This window comes from Moheibacter lacus (genome assembly GCF_014042165.1).
Taxonomy (GTDB): Bacteria; Bacteroidota; Bacteroidia; order Flavobacteriales; family Weeksellaceae; genus Moheibacter; species Moheibacter lacus.
The window spans coordinates 1635845-1651020 of the sequence record NZ_JACDZE010000001.1 but is presented as its reverse complement, the minus strand read 5'-3'; the positions used below and the strand labels follow the sequence as shown (position 1 = coordinate 1651020).

The following is a 15176-nucleotide window of genomic DNA, read 5'->3' as shown; positions in this document are numbered from 1 at the left end:
TATGAATATGAGAAACTTGAACAAGAGTCTATTTCAGATTAGAATTGAATCTGACTGCCAACCGGTAGTCCTTTTGATTTAGCCAAAACGCCACATAAATGGAACAACATTCTGGCACCGACATTCCCATCCCAATCATCTTCTCCAGGAGCTACTTCCACCAAATCAAATCCGATGATTTTCTTTCCAGATTCAGCTAATTTGGTCAATAAAAATGCGGCTTGTTCAAAGGAAAATCCGCCCGGAACCGGTGTTCCGGTATTGGGACAATACCCTGGATAGAGTCCATCGATGTCAAAACTGATGTGCACATTTTCCGGCAATTCGCTGATGATGGCTTTGCATTGTTCTGCCCAATTTATACCTTGAAATTGTTCCGCTTTTAAATCGGCATCTGTAAAAATTTTCACCCTCTTACCTGATTCGCGTACCACTTCAACTTCTTGTTCACAAAAATCACGAATGCCTACTTGCACGATTTTTTTGATTTGCGGAATTTTTAAGGCATTGAACATGATGGAAGCATGCGAATAAGTAAAACCTTCATATGCATCTCTCAAATCCATATGCGCATCCAAATGAAGAATACCAAAACTTTCATGTTTTTCGGCCAAAGCTTTGTAGTATCCCAATGGTGTCGAATGGTCTCCACCCAAAAGCCCAACCAATTTTCCTTGATTCATCCAATGCAGGATTCTTTCTTTTAAATCTGATTTGAATTTAGTTCCGGCTACATTGATATTTTCCAAATCCGATTTTAATTTCGGATTTTCATTTAAGTTTTGACCAGCCTCCTGCGCCTCAATTATAGGAGAGGCCAACTCTTTCAAAGCATCACTCTGCCCTTTCCAATTGGGAATTTCTTTATCCATGTAAATTCCCAATTTCCATAATTCCGGAAATGTTTGGTGCAAAAGATCAACTTGAAAAGAAGCATCAAAAATCGCATCAACGCCATCTGAAGCACCAGATCCATAACTAACTGTTACTTCCCAAGGCGCAGGAACGATGATGATTTCGCTCATTTCAGCCGAAAATGGCAACCCAAATAATGTAGCGTCAGCAAGTCCTGGCTGGTTAGGATCAAATGAATCGATGATTTCTTGTTTACTCATGACTTAAAATATGAAAATTGGCCTACAAAGATACTTTAATCCAAAATGGACAAGAAAGAAAATGAAAATAAATTAAAATGTATCGCTGAATTTATTCGGAATACTTGACTTACATTGGAAATTAGAATAAATTTGTCTTTGACACATTATACAACTAGAAATGAACTATTCGAAATTACCGCCAGAGGACATGATTTTTGAAACTGCCGTGGTGGAAGATATTGATGAATTGAGTGCAGTAGCCATCCGTTCCAAACGCCATTGGGGTTATTCAAAAGAAGCCATGGAGCTTTGGAACCAAAATTTAACGATAACAGAGGATTTTTTAAATGCCCATACCGTCATCAAAGCAACTTTGGAAGATGAAATCGTCGGATTTTTTGCATTGGAAGAAATTAAACCCACTACGCGTATTGCGCAGTATTGGATAGATACACCTTATATGCGAAAAGGTTATGGATCTGTGATGTATGATTATTTGAGGGATTATTTAAAAAAGCGAAACGTCGAAAAAGTAACGCTTGTTTTGGACCCTAACGGAATCGCATTTTTTGAAAAGAAAGGTGCTACTATCCTCAGTAAAATTGAACATAAAGTCAAAAATAAATTTCTATATATCGTAGAAGTACCGGTTTAAAAAAAAGCGTTCCATCCAAATGGAACGCTTTTTTTAGATTAATTTTCCGGCTGAGGCGTTAAACGCAAATAAGGCTTTATTTCTTTAAAGCCTTTTGGAAACAATTCTTTTGCATCTTCATTTGAAACGACCGGTGTAATGACCACATCCTCACCTGATTTCCAGTTGGCAGGAGTTGCCACTTTATGATAAGCGGTCAATTGCAAAGAATCGATTACACGCAAGAGTTCATCAAAATTCCTTCCTGTAGAAGCCGGGTAAGTGATGATCAATTTTACCGTTTTATCAGGCCCGATGACATAAACCGAACGAACCGTTGCAGTGGCAGATGCATTGGGGTGAATCATATCGTATAAAAAGGAAATGGTTTTATCCTCATCCGCAATGATCGGAAAATTGACTTCCGTATTTTGGGTTTCATTGATGTCTTTCACCCAACCTTTATGCGATTCTAGTCCATCCACACTCAACGCCAAAACCTTTACATTTCGTTTCTCAAATTCATTTTTGTACTTTGCCGTTGTCCCCAATTCTGTTGTACAGACCGGTGTATAATCTGCCGGATGCGAAAATAAAATCCCCCAGCCTTCACCTAAATATTCGTAAAAATCGATTTTTCCTTCTGTGGTTTGGGCACTGAAATTGGGCGCCACATCTCCTAATCTTATCGTTGACATATTATTAAAATTTTGTCAAATATAAGAATAGTCTACTGAATTGGTAGACTATTGGGTTTTATTTAGAAATTTTTAACGAATTCGAATTAAACTTAAAAACTCAAACCCGGAATCGGTGGCAAACTTTCTTTGGCAGTGTTTTTTGCTTCTTGCATTGCATTTTGCTTTACTTTTTCAAGCGCCTTGTTGAGCGTTACCACAAGTGTGTCTTCCAATTGTTCTTTGTCTGCCAATAGTCCGGAAGCGATTTGAATGTCTTTGATCGTCGCCAACTCTGTCATGGTGATTGAAATCGTTCCATCAGATGAATTTTCCGTAAAACTCTGACTGTCTAATTTTTGTTTTAATTTTTCAAAATTTTCTTGGGCAGATTGCAATTTGCCCATCATTTCCATGATATTTCCATACATGATGATTTTAATTAAAAATGTTAATAATGTCCCCGTTTCTGACGGCTTGATATACTCTCGGTGCTCTATCTGCGGTATGCAGTGGCTGTCCTGTCAATAAAATCCACTCCGCACCATCTTCCTCACAATACAATTTGATATCGTCCACAACTTCCAGTGTAGAATTGAGTGTCGGACAAATATGCGGTGCATTTCTATCATAAGCTTTGTAACCGCTATTGGTTTTCACAACGATGATGCCACGGGTTCCTGTTCCCTCTCCCCCTACATACGTCCAGCCTCTTGTTTCCAATTCACTGTAAAGCGGAAGATTGATATTGATAGAAGCAGAAATGGCATAAGCTGGATTACAGTTCAACTGCCCTTCATCGCTGTTACAACTTGTAATTGAGCCCATTCCTATCAACATTAATACTACCGCTAAGCATTTCAAATTATTTCCTATCATACTGACTACTCTATTTTTATTTATTATATTTGCACTTATAGTCCTGCGGAATTCCGTAGGATTATTCTTTTATAAATTGATTAGATTATGGCAAATATACAATATGTAACGAAAGAAGGTTTGGATAAATTGCGTGCAGAATTGGATCATTTGGAAAGTGTAGAACGTCCTAAAATTTCGCAGCAAATCGCTGAAGCTAGAGACAAAGGTGATCTATCTGAAAATGCAGAATATGATGCAGCAAAAGAAGCACAAGGTCTTTTAGAAATGCGGATTTCTAAAATCAAAGATCAAGTTGCCAATTCCAGAGTGATCGATGCTTCCCAACTGGATAGTTCTAAAGTTTCCATTTTATCATCGGTTAAAATAAAAAATACGGCCAATGGAATGGAAATGAAATATACCTTGGTTCCGGAAACAGAAGCTGATCTTTCAAAAGGAAAAATTTCTGTTAACACGCCGATTGCAAAAGGATTATTGGGGAAAGTAGTTGGAGACATTGCTGAGGTAAGTTTACCGAATGGGATGGAAATGAAATTTGAAATTCTAGATATCAAAATCGATTAATTCATGTCCAGTATTTTCACTAAAATCATCAACGGAGAAATTCCTTCTTATAAAATAGCGGAAGATGAAAATTTCATCGCCATTTTGGATGCTTTCCCATTGGTAAAAGGCCATGTTTTGGTCATCCCAAAAAAGGAAGTGGACAAAATCTTTGATTTGGATAAGGAGACCTATTTGGGTTTAATGAATTTTGCTTACGAAATCGCACCTGCCATTGAAAAAGCCATTCCTTGTTTACGTGTAGGAATCGCTGTAATAGGACTGGAAGTTCCTCATGTTCATGTTCATTTGGTACCGATGAATACGATGAACGACATCAATTTCTCTCAACCCAAAATCAAAGTCAGTCCGGAAGAAATGACTGAAATTGCAACAAAAATAAAATCATCTTTATAAATTAGAAATGAACAAATACATCAAATTAGTAATAGCCGCTTTAATGATCGCCGGTGGCGTTTATATGTTTACCGAACGCGAATATGCTTGGGGATCTATTTTGATATTCTTATCCTTAATGCCCATTCTTTTGTTTTTCAGAAACGAATATATCTTATTGGCATTCTGGCAGATGCGCAAACAAAACATAGAGGGCGCAAAAAATTGGCTTCAAAAAATCAAAAATCCAAAAGGACAATTGATCAGAAAACAAATGGGTTATTTCCATTATATGCACGGAATCACCGAAGCGCAATCCAATGTGAATGTAGCTGAAAAACACATGAAAAAAGCACTGGATTATGGATTGAGTTTCAAACATGACCGAGCGATGGCCAAAATGAGTTTGGCAGGTGCGGCGATGGCCAAAGGAAGAAAACAAGAAGCCGAATCCCTTTTAAAAGAAGCCAAACAACTGGACAACCAAGGAATGTTTACGGATCAAATCAAAATGATGCAAGAACAAATGAAACGTGTTAATGTGGGTAAAAACATGCAAAATCCACATATGCGCAAACGTGGGAAATATTTTTAGCTTCCAGAAAACATCAAATAAACTGCAATAAAAGCCAATTGGAATACCCAAATTCCCAATCCAAATGTCAATCCTTTTTTTCCGGATTGAACCAAATCTTTGAATCGAATTTGGATGCCGATGTTTGTCATCGCCAATGTCAACAGTAGCTTTCCGATTAAATCTATCCATGCTGATAACTCTTTTGGAATCGCCACAAAAGAAACCAAAACCGTTATCATTAGAAATCCCCAGATGTACCAAGGCAGTTTAAAATACTGTCTCCAAGGGAGATTTTTTCCTTTTTGTGCTAAAAAATTAAAAAAGAGCAAACCAAAGGAAAGCAAAGAAACCCGCACCATTTTGATGGTAACAGAAAGTTCTCCCACACCATCACTCACCATAAATCCTGAACCGGCTACATTTCCAACCGAATGCAAAGAACCACCGATGATCATTGCATTTTTAATCGGTTCTAAATTCAATTTCAACAGTACAAATGGAAGAATAATCATGCCCAGCATCCCGTAAAGATTTACTACGGCCATTGCAATTCCCGTGTCGCCTTTTTCTTTGTCAAGTGTTGGTGCCAAAGCGGCAATTGCAGAAGACCCACATATCGCAGTACCAAAACCGATCATCCAATTCAAAGGTTTTTTGGACAATAAATAAGTGACGATTAAAACAGATAATACTAATAGGAACACAAATAGCAAACTTTCCAAACCCAGTTTGGTCAAATGACCATAATTGATCCCAAATGCTAGAAATATCACGGAAAATTCTAAAAATCGGTTCCCTGATTGATGGCTAAATGCTACGAATTCGGTGTGAAAACGAAATAAATTCCCCAAAATAATTCCCAATACCAATCCAACTAAAATCGGATTTAAAATAGGAAATAACAAAGAAAAAAGAAATACGATAACGCCGGGTAAAAGCGCCAATAAAAAAGATTTAAATTTTAATTGCATAAAATTTCTGGTACAGTTAGCAATATATTAATTCTCCCAAATTCTACAAATACCTCTATAAATGTTTTTTAGCTATTCTTAAAAAAGTCAAAAATACCCAGTTGGGGGTATTTTTTGAAGTCAAAAGCCATTCTATTTTTGCATTCAACTATTGAAACTAATTTCATAACCCATTATAAAACTTTTTATATGAAAATTTACTTTACCCCATTTTTGAAAATTTTAGGAATGATGATGATCGTTTCTTCGCTTTCTGTTTTCTCTTCATGTTTTGGAGATGACGAAGGTGACGTTGTAGAAACCTGTAACTATGACTATGAATTGGAGCGATACAATAACATGATTGATGCTTTTAATGCCAATCCTTCTGTAAGCACTTGTAATAATTTAAAGGATTCGGCATTAGACTTATTGGATGCACTCGAAGGCTGCTCCAATTATGATTATTATTATGATGCCACGCAAGCTTGGCTTGATGTAGACTGCAGTGGATTTGAAGGTGGTAATGGCGGCGGAAACGGAAATGGTGGCGGAAATGGCGATGGCAATGGAAAAGCTACTTTCTGGACACAATCTGATTTCGGATGTGGAAATATAACGGTTTATATCTCAAATACATCAGGCACAATCTCAGGATATTATTCGGGAGGAAATCCTGGCTGTAATGCCGGTTCTAGCGCAAATTTCAATCTACCTGCCGGTTCTTACCAATGGACAGCTTCATGTAGTGATTACAACTGGAGCGGAAATATTACCATCAACGAAGACAGTTGTTCTACCATGCAATTGACTCTTAATTAACCTTACCTCTCCATAAACTATTTTTATAAAGAAGAAAGCCACCTCAGATTTGAAGTGGCTTTCTTTTTTATATTTAATGATTGAATTTATAAATCAAAATCAATATTGACACCCAGCTTCTGAGCGATTATTTTGGTAATTCTTTGCTTCATTTGAGGTATCTCAACATGCTCTAGAACATCTGCTGCAAAAGCGTAAAGCAATAGGGCTTTGGCTTCTTTTTTCGGAATTCCACGTTGTTGCATATAGAACAATGCCGAGTCGTCCAATTGTCCAACCGTACAACCATGCGAACATTTCACATCATCTGCAAAAATTTCCAATTGCGGTTTGGTATCGATTTCTGCTTTATCAGTCAGCAATACATTGTTGTTTTGTTGAAAAGCATTTAATTTTTGTGCTTCCGGATGCACGAAAACCTTTCCATTAAAAACACCATGTGAATTTTCATCATAAATTCCTTTGTACAATTCGTGGCTTTCACAATGCGGGAATTTATGTTCCACTTTGGTATGGTGATCCACATGCTGAGAACCACCGATAACGGTAATTCCGTTTAATATGGAATTGCAATTTTCACCGTTTTGAATAAAATTCAAATTGTTTCTGGTCAAATTTCCTCCAAAAGAAAAAGTAGAAAACTGCGCTCTAGAATCTCTTTCTTGGGCTACAAATGTAGAATCAATTAGCGAAGCTTCAGATGCATCATTTTGAACTTTATAATAATCCAATTCTGCATTTTTCCCAACTTGAACTTCCGTTACAGAGTTTGTCAAATTGGATTTTCCATTGAGCGTTTGATGGCGTTCTATGATTTGCGCTTGGGCATTGTTACCAATTACTATCAAATTCCGCGGATGATACATCACTTCTGATTCATGATAGGTAGAAAGAAATACAATCTGAATCGGTTTGGATAAAATCACATTGTCCGGAACATAAATAAATGCTCCGTCTTTAAAGAAAGCAGTATTTAAAGAAACCATACTTTCCGTTTTATCTGCAATTTTTCCATAGTAATTCTCGATTACCGGCTGGTGCATCATCTTATTCATCGCACTGGAAAGAACACAGATATCTGCTTCTTCATGCGTCGTTTCAGAAAGATAACTACTGTAAACACCATTTAGAAAGACAATTTTGTAAGTATCCATATCATGGATGAAATACTTTTTCACGTCTTGGTAACCGATGGAAATTTCTTCCGTTTCAGGAAATAATTTAAAATCCTTTTTCAGGATCGGAGCCAGATTGGTATATTTCCATTCTTCATTTTTTTTAGATGGAAATCCTGCTTTATCAAATATCTCGATGGCTTCATGACGCAATTCGTTCACAAATTTATTTTTGGCATTCTTCTCGTTGAAAACCAAATGTCTTGAAACCAAATTTTCTTTTAAATCAATCATTTATTATTGTATTGATGTATCACTGTATATTGTATAATGTAGCGATTTACATTATACATTTTTACATTGTACAAATAATTAAACTGCTGCTTCTTCGATCACCCAATCATAACCTCTCGCTTCTAACTCATGCGCCAGTTCCTTTCCACCTGATTTGATGATTTTACCATCGCTCAAAACGTGGACAAAGTCAGGGACGATATAATCCAATAATCGTTGATAATGCGTGATGACCAAAACGGCATTGTTTTCATTTTTGAACGCATTGACTCCATCTGCCACAATTCGCAGTGCATCAATGTCCAAACCAGAATCCGTTTCGTCTAGAATTGCCAATTTTGGGTTGAGCATCATCATTTGAAAGATTTCGTTACGTTTCTTTTCTCCACCTGAAAATCCTTCGTTTAGAGAACGAGAAAGAAAATCTTTTCTGATGCCCAATTTCTCCGCATTCTCTCGGATCAATTTCAACATTTCAGAAGCACCCATTTCTTCCAAACCTTGTGCTTTTCGGGTTTCGTTTATCGCCGTTTTGATGAAATTGGTCACGGTAACACCAGGAATTTCTACCGGATATTGGAACGAAAGGAAAATTCCTTTGTGCGCACGTTCATCAGCACCCATTTCGAGTAAATCTTCTCCTTCAAAATCGATTTCACCATCCGTTACTTCATAATCTTCTTTTCCTGCAATTACAGATGAAAGGGTAGATTTTCCGGAACCATTTGGTCCCATGATCGCATGGACTTCTCCCGGTTTTATCTCTAAATTAATTCCTTTTAAAATTTCGGCTCCGTCTTCAATTTGAGCGTGTAAGTTGTTTATTTTTAACATTTTATTTGTTTAAAGTTTAAGGTTTAAAGTTTAAGGTTGTCCTTCCTTGAACTTATTTCCTTTAAAATCATTATTGTTTAAATATTTTATAAAATTTGTAATCTTTCCACTTATCTTTTCTAAATCCGATTTCAATTCTTCAAATTTCTCCTTTTTTATATAATTAGAATCCAATAAACGATATAATTGCGATCTTGTTTCTCCGGCAGAACCTTTAGCAAAGGATAAAAATTGTCTAAACTCCAGATTTCCACCTCTTTCAAATCCTTCTGCAATGTTGTCCATTATAGAACCTGAAGAATTTTTAATTTGGTTTTTGAGTCCAAAATCATTTTTAAGTTCTGATTCAACTGAGATTACGAAGATTTTATTTGAAACAATTCTTGCTTCTTTCCAAATTTCTAAATCTTCAAATCTTTCTATCGTTGCCAAAACCTTAAACTTTAAACTTTAAACTTTGAACTTATTTACCCTACTGAACCTTCCAAACTGATCTCCAATAACTTCTTCGCTTCTACTGCAAATTCCATTGGTAATTTGTCCAAAACCTCACGGCTAAATCCGTTTACAATCAATGCAATTGCTTTTTCTGTATCGATTCCTCTTTGGTTACAATAAAACAATTGATCTTCTCCGATTTTGGAGGTTGTGGCTTCGTGCTCCAGTTTGGCGGATTTGTTCTTGATTTCGATGTATGGAAACGTATGCGCTCCACATTCATTTCCCATCAAAAGTGAATCGCACTGTGAGAAATTTCTCGCTCCTTCAGCATTGGCCATCACTTTTACCAAACCTCGATAACTGTTTTGTGATTTTCCGGCCGAAATTCCTTTGGAAATAATCGTCGATTTGGAATTTTTTCCGATGTGAATCATCTTCGTTCCGGTATCGGCTTGTTGGAAATGATTGGTAACCGCAATCGAATAAAACTCTCCTGTCGAATTATCACCTTTCAAAATACAACTCGGATATTTCCAAGTCACTGCTGATCCGGTTTCGACTTGTGTCCAACTGATTTTTGCATTTTTTTCGGCCAATCCTCTTTTCGTCACAAAATTGAAAACACCTCCTTTTCCCTCTTCATCTCCCGGATACCAATTCTGAACCGTGGAATATTTGATTTCGGCATCGTCCATCGCTATCAATTCAACCACTGCCGCATGCAATTGGTTTTCATCTCGCATCGGTGCGGTACAACCTTCCAAATACGAAACATACGCGCCTTCGTCCGCGATCAACAATGTTCTTTCAAACTGACCTGTTCCGGCTTGATTAATTCGGAAATAAGTGGAAAGCTCCATGGGACAACGAACGCCTTTTGGGATATAACAAAAGGATCCGTCAGAAAATACTGCCGAATTCAAAGCTGCATAGAAATTATCGGTTTTCGGAACGACTTTCCCGATGTATTTTTTCACTAATTCAGGGTGTTCTTTGATCGCTTCTGAAATCGAACAGAAAATAATGCCCAGATCATTTAACGTATCTTTAAAAGTCGTAGCAACCGAAACGGAATCCATCACGATGTCCACCGCAACACCGGTCAAACGTTTTTGTTCGTCAATCGAAATCCCCAATTTTTCAAAGGTTTTCAATAATTCGGGATCGACTTCATCCAAACTTGCCAATTCCGGTTTCTTTTTCGGCGCAGCATAATAAGTAATATCCTGAAAATTAGGCTTTTGATAATTAACATTGGCCCATTCCGGTTCTTCCATTTTCTGCCATTCACGAAATGCATCCAAACGCCATTCGGTCATCCATTCCGGCTCTTCTTTGCGTTTGGAAATTTCACGGACGATGTCTTCGTTCAGGCCGATTGGAAATTCTTCGTATTCGACATCCGTCGTAAATCCGAATTCATATTCCTTTTTCGTAGACAAATCCTGTCTTAAATCGTCTTCTGTATATTTTGTATTGCTCATTTCAATTTGAAAATTTGTCCGCCGCGGCGGATGAAATTTGATTTCAAAAATTCAACTCCTATTTAATAGTATGTATAACTAAATGAAAAATGAATCGGTTTTTTAAATTCCGATTTGATTCCCATAAATTCAAAATTTTTAACCGTTCCATTTTTATCTAATTCTAAACGGTACAATTCTGTTTTTCCGTTTAAAAAGCTATAGGTTCCATTTGCATTTTCCTCTACTTTCCAAATGCTTTCAGAAACCAGAGAAATTTTATTGGTTTTCACATTTTCCGAAGTAGAAAATTCTTCTACTGAAACAGGCATTTCACCTGTAAAATTACTGTAACAAGTTTTATCGATATCGTCTCGTTGGTAAGAAGTGATTCTACATTTACCTTCGATTCTATCTTTAAAAACCGGTTTTCCGTTTAGGTAAGATTCTTTAAATAACAATTTTCCTTTCAATTGGTAAACGTCGATCATTCCTTTGAGATTTTCCACGATCATTTTTCCTTCGGCATAATGGAATTTATTGGAACGAGTCCCTTCGCTGTCTTTGAAAATTTCTTCTTGAATCAATCCGTCTTTGTAAACATAATCCACCGTCATGGCTTTACCAGAAAGCATTTCAGAAACTTTCATTTGGATCAATTTTCCTTCTTCGTCATACTTCAATTCAAAAACATCCGGTGTTTTATTTCCTTCTGTTTCGGTTGAAATTTTAACGGTTTTTATATTTTTAGTCGAAATAGGAACCGCATTCACCAAATATTTAATCCCGAAATTCCCAAAGAAAAAATTATCAGTATAAACTTCATTGTATTTCACCGAATGCTCATCCGGACTAAAAACCAATAGTTTATCTACACTCATTTGGGCTTGTGCCAACAAACTCAAAACAAAAAAGGGAAGAATGAATATGAATCGACTCAAAATCAATGCATTAGAATTAAACGGCGAAACTTTCTCCACAACCACAAGTGCGTTGTGCGTTTGGGTTGTTGAACACAAATCCTTTTCCGTTCAAACCACCAGAATACTCTAAAGTCGTCCCGATCAAATACAAAAAGGATTTTTTATCGACCAAAATCCGTACACCATTGTGTTCAAAAAGTTTATCTTCATCATTTCGGTCTTTGTCAAAAGAAAGTTTATAAGACAAACCGGAACAACCACCGCTTTCTACACCAACCCGCACGAAACTCTCTTCCAGATTCGTTCCATCCTCGCTCATCAAAGAGATTACTTTTGTTTTTGCTGTATCTGAAACTTGTATCATTTTCTATTCAATTTTTGAATCCACAAAGATACAACCGAAAGCGGGATTTTCCTTCATTTTTAATAAATTATAACAATTGAGCGATTTGGGTTTTGGGTTGTGCGTTTTGAGTTGTTGGTTTTGCGGTTTGGGTTGAGCGAATTTCGAACTTCGAGTTTCGAACTTCGAATTTAGTTTTTGATGAATTTTAGTTGGACAGATTTGCCTTTTTGGTTTTTGGCTTTCAACACAAATGTTCCTGAATTCAAATGACTCACATTGATTTTGTTTTTATCTGAACTTTCTAAAACTTTTTGCCCTGCCAAATTGAAGATTTTAATGTCGTTTAATTCTTCAGAGAAATTCAAGATGTTTTTTACTGGATTGGGGTAAATAGAAATTTGAGATGAATTGATTTCGGAAGTGGACATTTGTTCTGAACCGAGTTTCACTATCCAGAAATCGGTTTCACCGTTATTCATTTCTAAATCGAAATCTTCTGACCTTGAAAGACCTGCAAAAATAATTTTCCCATCGGAGGAAAGTATTGTGTTATCAATCAATTCAACCGCACTTCCACCGTAATTCTTTTCCCAAATAATTTCTCCATTTAAGTTTATTTTTGCAACCCAAACATCAAATGCCCCATAATTATTGGAAACATTTCCGTCATCAGATAAAGAAACACTTCCCATTATAATACTTCCGTCTGTTGCTTCAACAATAGTGGAACCGTAATCTGAACTAAAACCACCATAGGACTTCTCCCAAATTAATTCACCTGATTCATCTATCATTATAGTCCAAATATCCATAGGATTTTCACCAAAAGGATTAGATATATTACCGTCAATAGATGTGCTAAAACCTGTAATAAAATAATTCCCGTTTGATAACTTAATAATTGATTGAGCAAAATCATAACCATTTCCACCATAGGACTTTTGCCAAACTAATTCACCGACATTATTCGTCTGAAAAATCCAAAAATCATTATTTCCATAATTTTCCGTTAAGTCGCCATTATTTGATTCACTTTCTCCGGAAATTATAAAACCACCATCTTCAAGTTGAATTACCTTAGGTGGGTTATAAGCCATCATTCCTTCGAAAAGACTCCCTCCGTATGATTTCTCCCATTGAATCTCTAGGTCTTCGCTTAATTTTACCAACCAATAGTCTGAACCACCATAATTATTCGACACATCAAAATCAGAAGATTCCGTAATTGAAATTAGAGCAAAACCATCACTTGTTTTTATTATTGTAGGGAAACGTTCAGAAAAAGACCCTCCTAAATTCTTTTTTGATATAAGTTCACCGCTACCACTTATTTTAATTAACCAAATATCTGAAGTAAATTCTGAACCGTAATTCTCTCCAACATCACCATCATTTGAAAAACTTTGTCCGGCAACTAAATAACCACCATCTTGTGTTAACACTACTGAATATGCATAATCTTCATTGGACCCACCATAGGATTTCTCCCATTCAATATTTCCCATTGAATTCAATTTGAGCAACCAATAATCAGATTCACCTTTATTTTCACTTACATCACCATCAATAGACATAGTATAACCAACTACAATATATCCACCGTCTGGCGTTTGTTTTATATCATACGCCTCTTCAAAATCTGAACCTCCATAATTTCGAGACCACTCAATTTCAGGAGCTTGTTGTGCAAACAATATCGAAAAAGAAAAAATGCTAAAAAGTAGAATAAATGATTTCATAATCTAAAATTGGTTAATTCACAAATATAAAATTTAAATTTTCAACCCCAATTTTCCCCTCACACGGCGCAAAACTTCATCTGCCACAACCGATGCGCGAATGGCGCCATTGTCCAAATAAGCGTCGAGTGAAGATTTATCATTCAATAATTCGTTGAATTTCGCACGAGCTGTCGCATAATTGTCCAATAAAACTTCCAGCAAAGCATTTTTCGCGTGGCCATAACCATAACCGCCATTCAGGTAATTCTGACGCATTTCTTCGGTTTGTTCAGGCGTTGCCACCAATTTATACAAAGCAAAAACGTTATCAGTATCGGGATTTTTGGGATCTTCCAGCGGTGTGCTGTCGGTCTGGATGGACATCACTTGCTTTTTCAATTGTTTTTCAGGCAAGAAAATATTGATAAAATTATTTCGGGATTTGCTCATTTTCTGACCATCCACACCGGGAACGAGCATTACATTTTCATCGATTTTGGCTTGGGGCAATACAAAAGTTTCGCCCATTTGGTGGTTAAATCTTTCGGCTACATCGCGCGTGATTTCGAGATGTTGGAGTTGGTCTTTTCCTACCGGAACGATGTCTGCATCGTAGAGTAATATATCGGCCGCCATCAAAATCGGATAGGTAAAAAGTCCCGCATTTACGTCGGACAAATAATCCTGTTTGTCTTTAAATGAATGCGCCAATGTCAATCGCTGAAAAGGAAAGAAATTCAGCAAATACCACATCAATTCTGAAACCTGAGCCACGTCTGATTGACGGTAAAAAACCGCTTTTTCCGTATCGAGTCCCAGCGCCAACCAAGTTGCTGCTACTTCATAGGTGTTTTGTTTCAACACTTCAGGATCTTTGATTTGAGTCAAAGCATGAAGATCTGCGATGAAGATAAAGGAATTGTCGTTTGCGGAATTCGCCATCTCAATCGCCGGAGCAATCGCTCCCAAAATATTTCCTAAATGTGGTGTTCCCGTGGCTTGAACGCCGGTTAAAACTCTTGGCATCATTTTAAATTTTGAATGTTGAATTTTTGAATTTACTATTAAACCGCATTTTCACGGTCAAATTTATTCACTTTTTTATGTACCAAAATGGTCATGAACGGAACGAACGCAAACATCAACACAAAGGCCATTTCTTCCCAGTCCCATTTGTAATATTTTTTTACCAAAAAGGCAAACAATACATACCCCATAAAGGCAACGCCATGAAATAGCCCGATGGGAAACATCAAAGGAGTTTCAGGATCTACACCGTATTTTACCGGCATGGCGATACAAAAAAGCAAGATACAACTGATGAATTCTAAAATACAGAAAAACTTGAAATATTTTTTCAAAGATTGTTCGTTCATGTTAAAAATTTGGCGCAAAGATAAGTTTCTCCTTAGATTTCTACCCCATCATTAAATCTTATATTTGTCAAATTTTTGAAATATA

19 protein-coding genes are annotated in these 15176 nt (G+C 36.6%); 5 read left to right on the top strand and 14 right to left on the bottom strand.

Annotation, left to right across the window (positions count from 1 at the left end):
- Positions 1–38: 38 nt before the first annotated feature.
- A complete protein-coding gene (locus HU137_RS07645; RefSeq protein ID WP_182043187.1) occupies positions 39–1115 on the bottom strand; it encodes an agmatinase family protein in 1077 nt (358 codons plus the stop codon).
- A gap of 160 nt (positions 1116–1275) precedes the next feature.
- On the opposite strand from HU137_RS07645, the gene HU137_RS07640 reads away from it, so the two are divergent.
- Positions 1276–1752, top strand: a complete 477-nt coding sequence (locus HU137_RS07640) for a GNAT family N-acetyltransferase (protein ID WP_182043186.1) — start codon at positions 1276–1278, stop codon at positions 1750–1752.
- A 38-nt stretch (positions 1753–1790) separates the two neighbouring features.
- On the opposite strand, the gene HU137_RS07635 is transcribed toward HU137_RS07640, so the two are convergent.
- The 3 genes from HU137_RS07635 to HU137_RS07625 form a co-directional block, all read right to left on the bottom strand.
- The gene (locus HU137_RS07635; RefSeq protein WP_182043185.1) at positions 1791–2429 is read right to left on the bottom strand and encodes a peroxiredoxin; all 639 of its coding nucleotides are present in this window, start codon (positions 2427–2429) and stop codon (positions 1791–1793) included.
- A gap of 92 nt (positions 2430–2521) precedes the next feature.
- Positions 2522–2839 (bottom strand): YbaB/EbfC family nucleoid-associated protein, encoded by a 318-nt coding sequence (locus HU137_RS07630; RefSeq protein ID WP_182043184.1) that lies wholly within the window; start codon positions 2837–2839, stop codon positions 2522–2524.
- A gap of 7 nt (positions 2840–2846) precedes the next feature.
- The gene (locus tag HU137_RS07625; RefSeq protein WP_182043183.1) at positions 2847–3236 is read right to left on the bottom strand and encodes a hypothetical protein; all 390 of its coding nucleotides are present in this window, start codon (positions 3234–3236) and stop codon (positions 2847–2849) included.
- 138 nt (positions 3237–3374) lie between these two features.
- Between HU137_RS07625 and greA the strand changes: the two genes are divergently transcribed.
- The 3 genes from greA to HU137_RS07610 are packed head-to-tail and all read left to right on the top strand — an operon-like array spanning position 3375 to position 4824.
- The gene (gene greA / locus HU137_RS07620) at positions 3375–3854 is read left to right on the top strand and encodes a transcription elongation factor GreA (protein WP_182043182.1); all 480 of its coding nucleotides are present in this window, start codon (positions 3375–3377) and stop codon (positions 3852–3854) included.
- 3 nt (positions 3855–3857) lie between these two features.
- The gene (locus HU137_RS07615) at positions 3858–4250 is read left to right on the top strand and encodes an HIT family protein (RefSeq protein ID WP_182043181.1); all 393 of its coding nucleotides are present in this window, start codon (positions 3858–3860) and stop codon (positions 4248–4250) included.
- Positions 4251–4257: 7 nt separating this feature from the next.
- Positions 4258–4824 (top strand): DUF2892 domain-containing protein, encoded by a 567-nt coding sequence (locus HU137_RS07610; RefSeq protein WP_182043180.1) that lies wholly within the window; start codon positions 4258–4260, stop codon positions 4822–4824.
- Here HU137_RS07610 and HU137_RS07605 read toward each other — a convergent pair.
- Positions 4821–5777: a YeiH family protein gene (locus tag HU137_RS07605; protein ID WP_182043179.1), complete on the bottom strand. Its 957-nt coding sequence runs from the start codon at positions 5775–5777 to the stop codon at positions 4821–4823. The genes HU137_RS07610 and HU137_RS07605 overlap by 4 nt on opposite strands.
- A gap of 189 nt (positions 5778–5966) precedes the next feature.
- Between HU137_RS07605 and HU137_RS07600 the strand changes: the two genes are divergently transcribed.
- A complete protein-coding gene (locus tag HU137_RS07600; RefSeq protein WP_182043178.1) occupies positions 5967–6578 on the top strand; it encodes a hypothetical protein in 612 nt (203 codons plus the stop codon).
- 86 nt (positions 6579–6664) lie between these two features.
- Here the strand turns inward: HU137_RS07600 and sufD are convergent, their stop codons facing one another.
- The 9 genes from sufD to HU137_RS07555 form a co-directional block, all read right to left on the bottom strand.
- Positions 6665–7984, bottom strand: coding sequence for a Fe-S cluster assembly protein SufD (sufD, locus tag HU137_RS07595; RefSeq protein ID WP_394367602.1), 1320 nt, complete (start codon positions 7982–7984; stop codon positions 6665–6667).
- 81 nt (positions 7985–8065) lie between these two features.
- Positions 8066–8821 carry a Fe-S cluster assembly ATPase SufC gene (sufC, locus tag HU137_RS07590; protein ID WP_182043176.1) on the bottom strand — a complete coding sequence of 252 codons (756 nt, stop codon included), beginning with the start codon at positions 8819–8821 and terminating at the stop codon, positions 8066–8068.
- A 30-nt stretch (positions 8822–8851) separates the two neighbouring features.
- Positions 8852–9253, bottom strand: a complete 402-nt coding sequence (locus HU137_RS07585; protein ID WP_182043175.1) for a four helix bundle protein — start codon at positions 9251–9253, stop codon at positions 8852–8854.
- 35 nt (positions 9254–9288) lie between these two features.
- Complete coding sequence (gene sufB, locus HU137_RS07580) at positions 9289–10746, bottom strand: Fe-S cluster assembly protein SufB (RefSeq protein WP_182043174.1); 1458 nt, start codon at positions 10744–10746, stop codon at positions 9289–9291.
- A gap of 62 nt (positions 10747–10808) precedes the next feature.
- A complete protein-coding gene (locus tag HU137_RS07575) occupies positions 10809–11705 on the bottom strand; it encodes a hypothetical protein (RefSeq protein ID WP_182043173.1) in 897 nt (298 codons plus the stop codon).
- Positions 11683–12012, bottom strand: coding sequence for a HesB/IscA family protein (locus HU137_RS07570; protein WP_182043172.1), 330 nt, complete (start codon positions 12010–12012; stop codon positions 11683–11685). Before HU137_RS07570 ends, HU137_RS07575 begins: the two co-directional genes overlap by 23 nt.
- Before the next feature lie 170 nt (positions 12013–12182).
- Positions 12183–13733 (bottom strand): T9SS type A sorting domain-containing protein, encoded by a 1551-nt coding sequence (locus tag HU137_RS07565; RefSeq protein WP_182043171.1) that lies wholly within the window; start codon positions 13731–13733, stop codon positions 12183–12185.
- A 33-nt stretch (positions 13734–13766) separates the two neighbouring features.
- On the bottom strand, positions 13767–14741 hold the full coding sequence (trpS, locus tag HU137_RS07560) for a tryptophan--tRNA ligase (protein WP_182043170.1): 975 nt from the start codon (positions 14739–14741) through the stop codon (positions 13767–13769).
- A gap of 38 nt (positions 14742–14779) precedes the next feature.
- Positions 14780–15091, bottom strand: coding sequence for a DUF3817 domain-containing protein (locus HU137_RS07555; RefSeq protein WP_182043169.1), 312 nt, complete (start codon positions 15089–15091; stop codon positions 14780–14782).
- Positions 15092–15176: the final 85 nt, after the last annotated feature.